The sequence below is a fragment of the Roseateles sp. genome, assembly GCF_019237615.1.
Classification (GTDB): domain Bacteria; phylum Pseudomonadota; class Gammaproteobacteria; order Burkholderiales; family Burkholderiaceae_C; genus Pelomonas.
The window spans coordinates 88,865-101,797 of sequence record NZ_JAFAGT010000057.1; the positions used below are offsets into that span (position 1 = coordinate 88,865).

Genomic DNA, 12,933 nt, shown 5'->3' on the forward strand with positions numbered 1-12,933 from the left:
GCAATGGCAGAGCGCCTTGCTTGTCCTTGACGATGGACATGAAATCTCCCTGAGTTTTCTTGATGTTTTCTTCGCTGAGCGCTTGTTGGCTGCTTTGCGTTAAGCAGATTCTTCTGCGCCCGCCGCTCGAACTGCACCTGGAAGCCTTACGGGGGAGATTTCTTGTCCAGGGCGTGTTATGCCGCAAGAGTCGTTCACATCAATGAAATCAACGACTTGAGCGGAATCGTCATCAGCGCTCCATGCCGTTTTGTGTGGAACGCGACAAGTCGTTGGCGTGTCAGGCCGCGAGGCTGATCAGCGCGGCATCGCCGGCGCGAAGGGCGAGCGGCGGATCCTCCGGTCGAAATCTGCCGCTCGGCGCGCCCCGCTGACGCAGCGGTCATGCGGCCGAGATGGTTTGTCGCGGCTTGGCGACATCCACGCCCCACGGTTCGTGGGGGGCAATATCTCCTTGGCGCACGGCGACCGATGACCCGCCGTAAGGGGCCGGTGGCCGGAGCGAGGACAATCGGCGCCTCGCTGCGAGCAACCATCCATGTCCCACCTGATCGTCCACGGCGGCACGCCCCTCTCGGGCCGCATCACCCCCTCGGCCAACAAGAATGCCGTCCTGCCCATCCTCTGTGCCACGCTGCTGACCAAGCAGCCCGTGCGCCTGCGCGGCGTACCCGAGATCACCGACGTGAAGAAGATCGTCGAGGTCTTCCGCAAGCTCGGCTCGCATGTCGAGCTGGATTTCAAGACCGGCATCCTCGACGTCCACCACGAGCACACCCGCTTCGACCCCAACCTCGACCGCCTGCCCGAGGAGATGCGCTCCTCCATCATGCTGGTGCCGGGCCTGATGGCCCGCTTCGGTGCCGCGCGCATCGAGGACGACGTCAAGGGCTGCACGCTGGGCGCGCGCGAGATCGACCCGCATGTGGAGGTGTTCGAGCGCTTCGGCGCCCAGGTCGAGCGCCTGCCGGACGGTCTCATCCTGCGCGTGCACCGGCCGCTGACGGCCAACGCGCATTGGACGGACTACGCCTCCGTCACGACGACCGAGAACTTCGTGCTCTGCGCGGCGCTTGCCGACGGCGTGTCCACGCTGACCAACGCGGCCAGCGAGCCGCATGTGCAGGAGTTCTGCAACTTCATGTCGCTGCTGGGCGCCAAGATCGAGGGCCACGGCACGTCCAAGCTGAGGATCACCGGCGTGCAGGAGCTGGGCGGCGCGGACTACACCTTCACCGAGGACTTCCACGAGATCGTCACCTTCCTCGCCTTGGGCGCCATCACCGGCGGCAACGTGCAGGTCAAGAACGGTGCGCCGGAGATGTTCCCGCTGCTGGACCGCACCTTCGCGAAGTTCGGCGTGCACGTCCAACACGAGGACGGCTGGAGCAGCGTGCGGACCCAGGGCCCGCTGAAGGTCAAGGAGCCCTTCACGCGCAACATCCTGCAGAAGGTGGAAGCCGCGCCCTGGCCCTATGTGCCGGTGGACCTGCTGCCCATCTTCGTCGCACTGGGCGTCAAGGCCGAGGGCAGCGTGATGTTCTGGAACAAGATCTATGACGGCGCAATGGGCTGGACCTCCGAGCTGGCCAAGTTCGGCGCCCATGCCTTCCTCAGCGACCCGCACCGCATGATCACCTTCGGCGGCAAGCCGCTGAGTCCTGCCGAGGTCGAGAGTCCCTACATCATCCGCGTCGCAATCGCGCTGCTGATGGTGGCGGCCAGCATCCCTGGCAAGAGCGTGATCCGGAATGCGACACCCATCCGCCGCGCCCACCCCAACTTCGTCGAGCACATCGGCGAGCTGGGGGCGCGCATGGAGTGGGTGGACGGCGACTGATGCGCTGGGCGTCGGTGCTCGCGGCCTTGCCGGCGGCGTCCGCCGTCCTGGCCGCGCCGCCGGTGGACACCATACGCTGGGTGGCGCAGGACGTGCCGCCCCATTTCAGCTTCGTCCAGGGCCGTCCGCCGGGTTCGGTGGCCGAACTCGGTCGCGGCGAGGTGGACGGCTTCATGCGCGTGCTGCTGCCGCGCATGCCCGGCTACCGGCATGAGTTCGTCGAGGCCAGCACGGCACGCTACGAGACGGAAAGTCGCCGGGGGCGGACGCTGTGCTCGACCCTGCACGTGCGCACGCCCGAGCGCCTGCAATGGCTGTATTTCTCGCACCTCTATCCGCCACTGGCCTCGCGCGAGATCCACGTCATCGTGCCGCGCAAGCTGATGGCTGAGCTGGCCGCGGGCCGGCCCCAGGATGGCCGACTCGCGCTGGCTCGGCTGCTGGAGCGCCAGGACCTGCGCCCGCTGGTGGCCCGCGACCGCGCCTTCGGCGTCCAGATCGACAGCCTGCTGTCCCGCCACGCGGTGCCGCGCCTGGCCGTCGGGGCCAAGTTCAGCCACCAGTTGATGGACATGCTGCGCGCCGGCCGCATGGACTACACGCTGGAGTACCCGGCCCTCGTCCAGGACTACCTCGCGCGTGTCGGCGACCCCGGCGCCCTCGTCGCACTGCCCATGGCCGAAGGCCTGAGTACGCTGCTCGCCACCGTGTCCTGCAGCCGCACGCCCGAAGGGCTGCGCCAGATCAAGGCCATAGACGCCGCCGTGCGCGAGCTCGCAAGCGACCCCGACCGCGAGGCCTGGGTGCGTGAATGGCGCGGCGGCCGCGCCGAGCCCCAGGACCAGAAGCGCCTCAATGCCTACATGGACGAGCGCGCCCGCGGCGGGGCGCGCATCGAGTGAGCCGCCCGCCAAAGCCGGTGCTGCCGCTGCGCGACGGCGTCGGCGCCAGCGCCGTGTTCTGTCCGCCCGGTCCCTGGACCACGCTGAGCGCCTTTCTCGCGGAGCGCCTGCCCATGGTGGACAACTGGGCGCTGCGCATCGCCCGCGACGAGGTCGTCAACGAGACCGGCCGGCCGGTCGCCGAGGCCTATGTGGCCAACCGCCGCGTCTTCTACTGGCGCCGGCTCGATGCCGAGCCCGAAGTCCCGTTCGAGGCCCGCATCGTCTTCCGGGACGAGCACCTGCTCGTCGCCGACAAGCCCCATTTCCTGCCGGTCACGCCTGGCGGCGCCTATGTGCAGCAGACGCTGCTGACGCGGCTACGCCGCGCCACCGGCCTGGCCGAGCTCAGCCCCATCCACCGCCTCGACCGCGAGACGGCGGGCCTGGTCGTCTTCAGCCTGCGCGCCGCCGAGCGCGGCGCCTACCAGAACCTGTTCCGCGATCGCGCCGTCGACAAGGTCTACGAGGCCGTCGCGCCCGCCGGCGCCGGGCCCTGGCCGCGCGTGCTGAGGCACCGGCTGGTGGAGCGTGAAGGCGAGGCCTTCATGCAGATGCAGGCCGTGGATGGCGAGCCCAATGCCGAGACCTGGGTGGACCTGGTCGAGTCCGTCGGCGCCGGCCTCGCGCGCTACCAGCTGCGTCCGCGCAGCGGCGTCAAGCACCAGCTGCGCGCGCAGATGAACGCCCTGGGCCTGCCCATCGCCGGCGACCGCATCTACCCGCGGCTGCAGCCGCAGGAGCACCCGCCGCGCTTCGACGCGCCGCTGCAGCTGGTGGCGCGCGTGATCGCGTTCACGGATCCTGTCACGGGCCAGCCACGTCGTTTCGAGCGCGCCGCCCTGACAATCGCGCCTTCATGAACGCGCCCAACCCTCAAGCCCAGGTCCAGGAGCTGCGCCGCCAGCTGCAGTCGCTGCTCGACGCCGCGACGGCCAACGAGCGCAAGCTGGACCGCTTCGACGCGCTGGAGCGCCGCCTCATCGCGGTGAGCTCGATGGAGGAGCTGGTCAACCTGCTGCTGGTCGACTGCCGCGAGGACTTCGGCCTGGACGCCGCCGAGCTGTGGCTGCTGGATCCCGACGAGGAGCTGCGCCGCGCGCTGCCGGCGCTGCCCATGACGAAGGCGCCCACGCTGCTGGACGGCCATGGCCCGCTGAAGGAGTTGTTCGGCGCCGCGCGCGCGACCCGCCTCATCGGCGCGGGGCCCGACGCGGCCCTGCTCGCCCGCGCTTTCGGCGAGGCCACCTGCGTGCGCTCGGCGGCGCTGCTGCCGCTGATCCGACAGGGCCTGCTGATCGGCAGCCTGCATTTCGGCTCGCGCGACCCCGAGCGCTACGACGCAGCCTCGGGCACCAAGTTCCTGGACCGCCTCGCGGCCATCGCGGCCATCGCCATCGAGAGCATGCTCAATCGCGAGCGCCTGCGCCGCGCCGGCATGACAGACGGCCTGACCGGTGTGCACAACCGCCGCTACTTCGACCATCGCAGCCTCATCGAGTTCAGCCAGGCCGTGCGCCATCGCTATCCGCTGGCCTGCCTGTTCCTGGACATCGACCATTTCAAGGCCATCAACGACCACCACGGCCACCCGGCCGGCGACGAGGTGCTGCGCCAGGTCGGAGGCCTCATCCTGCGCTCGCTGCGTACCGGCGACCTGGCCGCGCGCTATGGCGGCGAGGAGTTCGTCGTGCTGCTGCCGCGCACCGACCTGGCCGGCGCCTGCGAGGTGGCAGAGCGCATCCGGCTGCTGGTGCAGGAAGCACCCTTCGTGACGCCCGATGGTGGCACCCTGAGCGCGACGCTGTCCGTGGGACTGGCCATGCTGCCTCCCGGCGCGACGAGCTTTGCCGACCTGCTGTCGGCAGCCGACCGGGCCGTCTACGACGCCAAGCGCGCCGGCCGCAACCGCACCGTCGCGGCCGAGCCCGATGCGGCGGCGCAAGGCCGATGAGGGACGCCTCGTCCCGACAGACCCCGGGGTTCCCGCACTGCACGGCGGCGCCGCCGGCCCCGACAATTTGGGCCGTTGTCAGCGCCGACCATGAGTACCGAATCCCTCGCTGAACCCGTGAACCGCGTCAGGCCGCGCCGGCTGGGTTCGCTGCGGTTGCGGCTGACGCTGGCCGTGCCGCTGTTGGCGGCCACCGTCGTGGGCCTCTTCGAGTGGAGCCTGGGCGGCTTCGAGCCGCTGGCCGACGGCCTGGCGCGCATCGCCTGGCTGGTGCTGCTGCTCAGCGCCGCGCAGTTGCTGCTCATCGACGCCTTGCTGCTGAGGCCGCTGCGCCGGCTCGCGGCCGGCTGCGAGGCGATGGAATCGGCACCGGTGCCGCTGTCGCCCGAGGCCGCCGTGCCGGCGCCTGGCCGCATCGCCGAACTCGACCGCATCGGCCACGCCATGCTGCGCGCCCGCGGCTCGCTGTGGCAACAGGACCAGCATGCCCGCGAACTGCGGCGCGAACTGGCCCAGCAGCGCGATCAGCTGCAGGAGGCCCATTCCGCCATCGAGGCCCATCAGCGCGAGCTGGCCGGCCTGGTGCGCACCGACGCGCTGACCGGCATCGCCAACCAGCGCGCCTTCGACGAGGCCCTGCGCCGCGAGTTCAAGCGGGCCCAGCGCCAGCGCGGCCTGCTGGCCGTGGCCGTGCTGGACCTGGACCAGTTCAAGCAGTTCAACCTCGCCCACGGCACGGCGGTCGGCGACACCGCGCTGCGGCGCGTCGCGGCGCTGCTGAAGGAGCGCTTCAAGCGCGACACCGACGTCGTCGCGCGCCTGGGAGGCGAGGAGTTCGTGACGCTGCTGCCCGGCTTCGGCATGGCCGAGGCGCAAAGCGTGCTGGAGTCGCTGCGCGACGACCTGCGTGCACTGCGCCTGCCCGACGGCCAGGGCAGCCTGACGCTGAGCATCGGCCTCGCCGCGGCCAGCCCGGCCCACCCCTACCTGAGCGCGCAGGCGCTGCTGCAGGCGGCCGACGAGGCCCTCTACATGGCCAAGCACGCGGGCCGGGACCGCCTCAGCCTGGCGGCCTGACGTTCAGCGGCCGTGCTCTTGCGCGGCCAGCAGTTGCTCGTTGACGCGCCGCGCGGCACGCAGCACCAGCGTCTCGTCCAGCTGGGCCTGCGGGGCGATCTGGCTGGCGATGTCGTCGAGCTGATGGGGATGGGCGAGCAAGGCCCAGGCCACCGTCGAGATGGCAGCGACGCTGCGGCGCGCGAGGCTCTCGGGCATGGTCAGCGTGGCCTGGATCTCGACGTGATGGCGCACGCTGGCCACCGCCGCCGGGGCCAGGCCCCAGCTCTCGCACAGCGCCGCGCCGAGCGCGTCGTGGCTGACGCCGAAGGCCGTGCGCTCCAGCTCCACGAGCTCGGCATCGCGCGTCGCGGCGCGCAGCATGGCCGGGTAGTGGGTCGGTGCATGGCGGTACAGCACGGCCTTGCCGCATTCCTCGAACAGGCCGGCCGAGTGGGCGGCCCAGGGGTCCACGCCCAGCATCTGCCCCATTCGGCCCATCAGCAGGCCGCGCTGCGAGGCGCGCGACCACACCGATTCCAGCTCGGCCGCGGTCGGGAAGGCGGCGCGCAGCCCCATCTCGAAGGTGATGGCCGCGACCTCGCGCATGCCCAGGTATGTCAGCGCCTGGTGCACCGTCTGCACACGGCCGCGCAGGCCGTAGAGCGAGGAGTTGACCGCCTTCATGACGGCGGCCGCGAGGGCCATGTCGGTCTCGACCAGCGAGGACATGGCCTGCAGGTCGATGTCCTCCGCCGCCATCAGCAGCGAGAGCTTGACCAGGACCTCGGGCTGGGTCGGGATCTCGATGTCCAGATTGCGCAGTTGCGGGTCGACGGGCATGGTGAATGGAGGCGCTAGGGAATGCCCGATGGTAGATCAGCGGAAGAAGGCGTCCCACGCCGTTTTGAGGATCAAACACCCCACGACGACGACGAAGGCGCCGCGCACGAAGCCGGCCCCGTGCTTGAGCGCCATCCGGGTGCCCATCAGGCTGCCGATGACGTTGGTCACGGCCATGACGGCGGCGACCTGCCACCAGAAATGGCCCTTGCTGACGAACAGGGCGATGGCGGCCGCATTGGTCAGCAGGTTCATCAGCTTGGCCGTGGCCGATGCATGCAAGAAGTCATAACCCAGCAACCGCACGAACAGGAAGACGAAGAAGCTGCCCGTGCCAGGGCCGAAGAAACCGTCGTAGAAACCCACCGCGAGCGCGATGCCGCCGGCGACCCAGGCCTCGGCCCTGCCGCTGTAGCGCGGCGCATGTTCACGGCCCAGATCCTTCTTGGCCAGCGTGTAGACGAGCACGGCCAGCAGCACCAGTGGCAAGGCCTTGCGCAGGCCGTCAGGGCTGATCAGGGTCAGACTCCAGGCGCCGGCGAAGCTGCCGGCACCGGCCAGCACGGCGGCCGGCATCAGGCGGCGCCAGGGCAGGTCGACGCGCTTCACGTACTGCAGCGTGGCCCAGCCCGTTCCCCAGATGGACGCGCCCTTGTTCGTGCCCAGCAGCGTCGCCGGCGCCGCGCCCGGGAAGGTGCTGAACAGGGCTGGCACCAGCACCAGGCCGCCGCCGCCGGCCACCGCGTCGATGAAGCCTGCGAGCAGGGAGGCGGCGGCGACGGTGAACAGGTCCAGCATGGCGGGGTGCGAAAGAGGCCGGCGCGAGCGGCCGGGGAGACAAAGAAAACGGCCACCAAGGGTGCCTTGGTGGCCGTCGTGATTGTCTTCGGGGTTACGAAGCAACCTTGTGCGCTTGTCGCTTGTCTTGTCTCCTCACAACCCGCCCGGCGGTCCTGGACCGGAGCCCGGAACCGCGTCGAGTGCCAGCAATGTAGTGCCCCTCGACGGTGCATGGCACTGGGGTAAGCCCGGGTTCGCCGGCCACGAAAGGTGCGTAAGCGCCCCAACCCTGTGCGTACTGGAGGGCGGAGCGCGTCATCCGGCGGTCGGGCTTGCGTTGTCAAAAGCCGACATCGGCGTGATGCCCAGCGGCGCTCTTTCCGGGCGGCCGATCCCTGCCGTGCGCCGACCGGGTCGGATACACCAATTCCGCCCCTGAGAATGTGGGGCGGTCAAATCCCGATTGCCGGGTGGCGCCCGACGATGAACAGTCGCCCTCCCGCTGTACCCTGACCGACCATGTCCCGCCCCTTCACCGCCCGCATCCGCGGCTTCACCCTGCTTGAACTGCTGGTCGTCATGGTCATCATCGGCCTGCTGGCCGGCTACGTCGGCCCCAAGTTCTTCGGCCAGATCGGCAAGAGCGAGGTCAAGGCGGCCCGCGCCCAGATCGATGCGCTGACCAAGTCGCTGGACCAGTACCGCCTGGACGTCGGCCGCTATCCCAGCACCGAGCAGGGCCTGGCCGTGCTCGTCACCAGGCCGGCCGACGAACCCAAGTGGGCCGGCCCCTATCTGTCCAAGGCCGTACCCAAGGACCCCTGGGGCAACGACTACCAGTACCGCAGCCCCGGAGAGCATGGCGAATACGACCTGCTGAGCTTCGGCAAGGACGGCCGCCCCGGCGGCGAGGGTGAGGACGCCGACCTCACCTCCTGGTAAGAAGAAGCCCGTCCCGTGCCTCAATTCCAGACCCGCGTGCTGCGCGCGGGCGCCGTCAGTTCGGAACGCGTCGAGGCGCCCGATCGCTCCGCCGTCGCCGCCGTGCTGGGCGTGCTGCCGCAGCATGTACTGGAGGCGCGCGAGATCGCGAGCACCGAGGTGGCACGCCCCTGGCGGCGCAGCAGCAAATTCCCGCTGCAGCTCTTCAGCCAGGAACTGGCCGTGCTGCTGGATGCCGGCATCGCGCTGCTGGAGGCGCTGAACACGCTGCGCGAGAAGGAAGGCCAGCCCGGCGTGCGCGCGGCGCTGGACGGCGTCATCACCCAGATCGAGCAGGGCCAGCCGCTGTCCGTCGCGCTGCGCCAGCAGCCGCAGGCCTTCGACGAGCTGATCTGCGCCATCGTCGCGGCCAACGAGAAGACCGGCCAGCTGTCCACGGCGCTGGCCCAGCATGCGCGCTACCTCGCCTGGGTGGATGCGCTGCGCTCGCGCCTCGTGGCAGCCATGGTCTATCCGCTGATGCTGCTGGGCGTGGGGGGCGCGGTCATCCTCTTCCTGCTGCTCTACGTGCTGCCGCGCTTTGCCGGCATCCTGGAGCAGACCAGCGCGGATCTGCCCTGGGCATCGCGCGTCCTCATCGAGTTCGGCCAGACGGCTGGCGCGCATCCGGCCCTGGTCATCGGTGGCATCGCCGCCATCGGCTTTGCGGTCTTCGCGCTGATCCGCCAGCCCGCCGTGCGCCAGCGCGCCCAGGCGGCGCTGTGGACCATGCCTGGCCTGGGCCCCCGTCTGCGCGTGCTGGCACTGGCGCGGCTGTACCGTTCGCTGGCCATGCTGCTGGCCTCGGGCGTGCCGGCGCTGGCGGCGCTGAAGATCGTCGTCGACGTGGTCGCCGCGCCCTGGCGGGCCGCCGTGCAGGCCGCGGCGGCGCAGATCGAGCGCGGCGAGCGCCTGTCGGCCGCCTTCGATGCGCAGGACCTGGCCACGCCGGTCGCGCGCCGCATGCTGCGAGTCGGCGAGCGCAGCGGCGAGGTCGCGACCATGCTGGAGCGCGCCGCCGCCTTCCACGACGAGGAGGCCGCGCGGCTGACGGACCTGCTGTCCCGCCTTGTCAACCCGGCGCTGATGCTCATCATGGGCGTGCTGATCGGCGGCATCATCGTGCTGATGTACCTGCCCATCTTCCAGTTGGTGGAGCAGGTTCAATGAGCACCAGCCTCAACGATTGGCTGCCCGCCGAACAGGGCCCCTGGCACCTGGATTTCGAGCAATGGCCGCAGGCCCAGGCCCAGCGCTGGCGCGCCGTGCTGGCCGTGGGCGCCGGCAACCGGCGCGTGCTGCTGGCCGAGCGCGACGAGGACGCGATGCTGCTGCAGAGCGTCGAGTCGCGGCTCAACGCGCCGGTGGGCTGGCAGTGTTGCGCGCCCGAGGCGGTGACGCATTTCCTCGGTGCCGGCGAGGCGGACTTCCGCGCGCTGTCCGACGTCGAGGACGCGCTGGCCGCCGTCGAGGACCATACCGAGGAGTTGTCGGCGCTGGCCCTCAGTGAGCAGGCCAGCCCCGTGGTGCGCTTGCTCAACGCCACCCTCTACGACGCGCTGCAGGACACCGCTTCCGACATCCACATCGAATGCACGGCCCGTGGCGCGACGATCCGCTTCCGCGTCGACGGCGTGATGGCCGTCGTGCGCCAGGTCGAGAGCCCGCAGGTGGCCGAGCAGCTGGTGTCGCGCCTCAAGGTCATGGCCGAGCTGGACATCGGCGAGCGCCGCCTGCCGCAGGACGGCCGCTTCAAGCTGCGCGTGCAGGGGCGCGAGATCGACTTCCGTCTGTCGATCATGCCCAGTGTCTTCGGCGAGGACGCCGTCATCCGCATCCTGGACCGTGCCGCCATCGCGCGCGCCGGCACGCTGACGCTGGATGCGCTGGGCTTCGATGACGAGGAGCGCGCCGCCATCCGCCACCAGGCGCGCCAGCCCCACGGCATGCTGCTGGTGACCGGCCCCACCGGCTCCGGCAAGACGACCACGCTGTACGCCACGCTGGCCGAGATTCATACCGGCGCCGACAAGATCATCACCATTGAGGACCCTGTCGAGTACCAGCTCAGCGGTGTCGTGCAGATCCCCGTCAACGAGAAGAAGGGCCTGACCTTCTCGCGCGGCCTGCGCTCCATCCTGCGCCACGACCCCGACCGCGTGATGGTCGGCGAGATCCGCGATGCCGAGACGGCACAGATCGCCGTACAGGCCGCGCTGACGGGTCACCTCGTCTTCAGCACCGTGCATGCCAACAACGCGTTCGACGTCATCGGCCGCTTCATGCACATGGGCCTGGACCTCTACAACGTCGTCTCCGCGCTGAACGCCGTGCTGGCGCAGCGCCTGGTGCGGCTGACGTGCAGGCACTGCGCCCAGCCCTTCACGCCCGATGCCGCGACGCTGGCCCGCCACGGCGTCGTCAACGGGGCGTTCATGAAGGGCGAGGGCTGCGGCCATTGCCGCGGCACCGGCTACAAGGGCCGGCGCGCGGTGGCCGAGCTGCTCAAGCTGGACGACGGCCTGCGCGACCTGATTGCCGCGCGTGCGCCCATGTCCGAGATCAAGGCCGCGGCCAAGGCGCGCGGCATGAAGTCGCTGCGCGAGATGGCGCTGGCGGCCGTCTGCCGCGGCGACACCACCTTCGAGGAGCTTGAACGTGTCACCCTCGATGAGTGAAAGCCTGCGCCTGTCGGTCGCCGCGCGTCTGGCCAAGCCGTACCGCCTCTTCGTCACGCCCACGGGCGGCGAGTTCGAGGCCTGGTGCCGCGAACGGCCCGGCACGGCCGTTGAGCTGGTCGTCAGCGCGCTGGCCCTGCACGAGCTGGTCGCTGAGCCGGGCCTGCCGCTGACCGACCTGGACGCCGTGCAGGCCTACGCCCAGCAGCAGTTCGCCCACTACTTCGGCGCCACTGCCCAGCGCTTTGCGATCGCACCCTGGCGCCTCGGCGATGCGGCGGGGGCTTCGGCCCTGCATGGGCTGGACCTGACCGCCCTGCGCGCCCAGGCCCAGGCCGCCCGCGTGCGTCTGGCGGCCGTGCGCCCAGCCTGGGCCACGTGGCTGGCTTCGCTGCCCGCCGCCACGCGTGCTGCGTCCGGCAGCGTGGTCTGGCATGAGGGCGCTGAAGGGGCGTTGACGGCCGTCGTCATCCGGCTCGACCGCGGCCTGGTCACGGGCCTGCAGTCGCGCCGCGTGCAGAGCCTGGCCGACCTGGGCGGCCTGGATGAAGGCGGGCCGCTGGCCGTCGGCACACCCGCCAGCGATCTCGCGCCCCAGCCCGGCCCCGTGGCGCCCCGGCCCGACTTCCTGCCGCGCAGCGCCCGCTCATCGCTGGCCTGGCCGCTGGCGGCGACGGGCGCCCTCGTGCTCGCCACGGCCGCCTGGAGCGCCGTCGACAGCCATCGCGCGCTGGACGTGGCCCAGGCCGCGCGCGACCGCGTCGCGACGCTGCGCCCCTCGCCGGCACCCAGGCCCGCCGTGCGGAGCGCCCGTGCCGAGCCAGCCGAGAACCGTTCGGCCGTCGAGGCCCGTGCCTTGCTGGCCATGCCCTGGGAGCCGCTTCTGACCCGCGTCGAGACCGCCGGCGCCGAGGCCAAGACCATCGCCTGGCTGGGCCTGGACGCCAGCGCCGGCCGCGGCGAGCTGCGCCTGGAAGGCCTGACGCCCGACAAACTGCTGGCACTGCAGCTGGCCGAGCAGCTGGGCACGACGCCCGGCTGGCGCCAGGTCGTGCTGTCGCGCTTCTCGGCGGCCGAGACGGGCCTCGTCGGCCAGCGCTTCGAGATCCAGGCCCGCGTGGCGACCGGAGGCGGCTCGTGAACCGGTACGCCCTCGTCAAGGCGCTGGGCTGGCCTGGCCTGGCCGGCCTCGCAGCGCTGGTGCTGGCCGTCGTTGCCGTGGCGCTGGGCCAGCGCTGGGATGCCCAGGCTGCGCACCTGCAGGCCGAGGCCCGCGCACTGCGCGCCAAGGCGCGGCCCGCTGCCGTCGAGACGGCGCCGGTCAGCGTGCAGCAATGGCAGGCCGCGTTGCCGCCGTCCCGGGACCGCCAGCAGCGTCTGGCCGACCTGCTGGAACTCGGGATCCGCCTCGACCTCAACGGTGCGCGCACCGAGCATCGGCTGTCCACCAGCGAAGGCCTGGAGCGGCTGCGCGTGACGATGCCGGTGACCGGCAGCTATGCCCAGGTGCGCCGCTTCATCGGTGCCGCGCTGGAACACGACCCGGCGCTGAGCCTGGACGCGATCAAGCTGCGCCGGGTCAGCCCGATCAGCACCGACGTCGACGCCGAGCTGCAGTGGTCGCTGCACGGGAGGGCGCCATGATCGAGCGTCGTCAACTGATGCTGGGCGGCGCCCTCGCGGCGACGCTGGCGGCCACCGCCTGGGTGGCCTCGCGACCCGAGGACGAGGCGCCGGCCGCCGTGGCCGCGCCGACCCGCCGTGCGGCGGTCGCGGCCGCCGCTCACGCCGCGTCCGTGCCGGCCGCCGAGGCCCGCCAGCCCTGGGCCGACGCGCCGGCATCCCAGCTGGCGGCCTGGC

General features: G+C 71.1%; 12 protein-coding genes and 1 pseudogene. 11 read left to right on the top strand and 2 right to left on the bottom strand.

Translation table 11 applies throughout. The annotated features are described in order from the left end of the window. The first annotated feature begins 538 nt into the window (after positions 1–538). The 5 genes from JOY88_RS10700 to JOY88_RS10720 all read left to right on the top strand — a co-directional run bounded on the left by JOY88_RS10700 (position 539) and on the right by JOY88_RS10720 (position 5,812). Positions 539–1,840 (top strand): UDP-N-acetylglucosamine 1-carboxyvinyltransferase, encoded by a 1,302-nt coding sequence (locus JOY88_RS10700; protein ID WP_293502273.1) that lies wholly within the window; start codon positions 539–541, stop codon positions 1,838–1,840. Next, on the top strand, positions 1,840–2,742 hold the full coding sequence (locus tag JOY88_RS10705; protein ID WP_293502274.1) for a TIGR02285 family protein: 903 nt from the start codon (positions 1,840–1,842) through the stop codon (positions 2,740–2,742). Before JOY88_RS10700 ends, JOY88_RS10705 begins: the two co-directional genes overlap by 1 nt. Further along, positions 2,739–3,644 carry a pseudouridine synthase gene (locus tag JOY88_RS10710; protein WP_293502275.1) on the top strand — a complete coding sequence of 302 codons (906 nt, stop codon included), beginning with the start codon at positions 2,739–2,741 and terminating at the stop codon, positions 3,642–3,644. Before JOY88_RS10705 ends, JOY88_RS10710 begins: the two co-directional genes overlap by 4 nt. Next, complete coding sequence (locus JOY88_RS10715) at positions 3,641–4,735, top strand: GGDEF domain-containing protein (protein ID WP_293502276.1); 1,095 nt, start codon at positions 3,641–3,643, stop codon at positions 4,733–4,735. Before JOY88_RS10710 ends, JOY88_RS10715 begins: the two co-directional genes overlap by 4 nt. A gap of 90 nt (positions 4,736–4,825) precedes the next feature. Then, complete coding sequence (locus JOY88_RS10720; RefSeq protein ID WP_293502277.1) at positions 4,826–5,812, top strand: GGDEF domain-containing protein; 987 nt, start codon at positions 4,826–4,828, stop codon at positions 5,810–5,812. Between the two features lie 3 nt (positions 5,813–5,815). Here the strand turns inward: JOY88_RS10720 and JOY88_RS10725 are convergent, their stop codons facing one another. Both JOY88_RS10725 and JOY88_RS10730 read right to left on the bottom strand, forming a co-directional pair. Further along, positions 5,816–6,634, bottom strand: coding sequence for an HDOD domain-containing protein (locus JOY88_RS10725; protein WP_293502278.1), 819 nt, complete (start codon positions 6,632–6,634; stop codon positions 5,816–5,818). A gap of 36 nt (positions 6,635–6,670) precedes the next feature. Beyond that, the gene (locus JOY88_RS10730) at positions 6,671–7,432 is read right to left on the bottom strand and encodes a sulfite exporter TauE/SafE family protein (protein WP_524539211.1); all 762 of its coding nucleotides are present in this window, start codon (positions 7,430–7,432) and stop codon (positions 6,671–6,673) included. 501 nt (positions 7,433–7,933) lie between these two features. On the opposite strand from JOY88_RS10730, the gene gspG reads away from it, so the two are divergent. The 6 genes and pseudogenes from gspG to JOY88_RS10760 all read left to right on the top strand — a co-directional run. Further along, positions 7,934–8,356 carry a type II secretion system major pseudopilin GspG gene (gspG, locus tag JOY88_RS10735; protein WP_293502280.1) on the top strand — a complete coding sequence of 141 codons (423 nt, stop codon included), beginning with the start codon at positions 7,934–7,936 and terminating at the stop codon, positions 8,354–8,356. Positions 8,357–8,371: 15 nt separating this feature from the next. After that, positions 8,372–9,565, top strand: a complete 1,194-nt coding sequence (locus tag JOY88_RS10740) for a type II secretion system F family protein (RefSeq protein ID WP_293502282.1) — start codon at positions 8,372–8,374, stop codon at positions 9,563–9,565. Next, positions 9,562–11,073 carry a GspE/PulE family protein gene (locus tag JOY88_RS10745; RefSeq protein WP_293502284.1) on the top strand — a complete coding sequence of 504 codons (1,512 nt, stop codon included), beginning with the start codon at positions 9,562–9,564 and terminating at the stop codon, positions 11,071–11,073. Before JOY88_RS10740 ends, JOY88_RS10745 begins: the two co-directional genes overlap by 4 nt. Continuing rightward, positions 11,066–12,214 carry a hypothetical protein gene (locus JOY88_RS10750; protein ID WP_293502286.1) on the top strand — a complete coding sequence of 383 codons (1,149 nt, stop codon included), beginning with the start codon at positions 11,066–11,068 and terminating at the stop codon, positions 12,212–12,214. The genes JOY88_RS10745 and JOY88_RS10750 overlap by 8 nt, the downstream gene beginning before the upstream one ends. Further along, positions 12,211–12,717 carry a hypothetical protein gene (locus JOY88_RS10755; protein WP_293502288.1) on the top strand — a complete coding sequence of 169 codons (507 nt, stop codon included), beginning with the start codon at positions 12,211–12,213 and terminating at the stop codon, positions 12,715–12,717. The genes JOY88_RS10750 and JOY88_RS10755 overlap by 4 nt, the downstream gene beginning before the upstream one ends. After that, positions 12,714–12,933 (top strand): annotated as a pseudogene (locus tag JOY88_RS10760) (hypothetical protein); the annotation flags it as partial. The gene JOY88_RS10755 and the pseudogene JOY88_RS10760, both read left to right, overlap by 4 nt.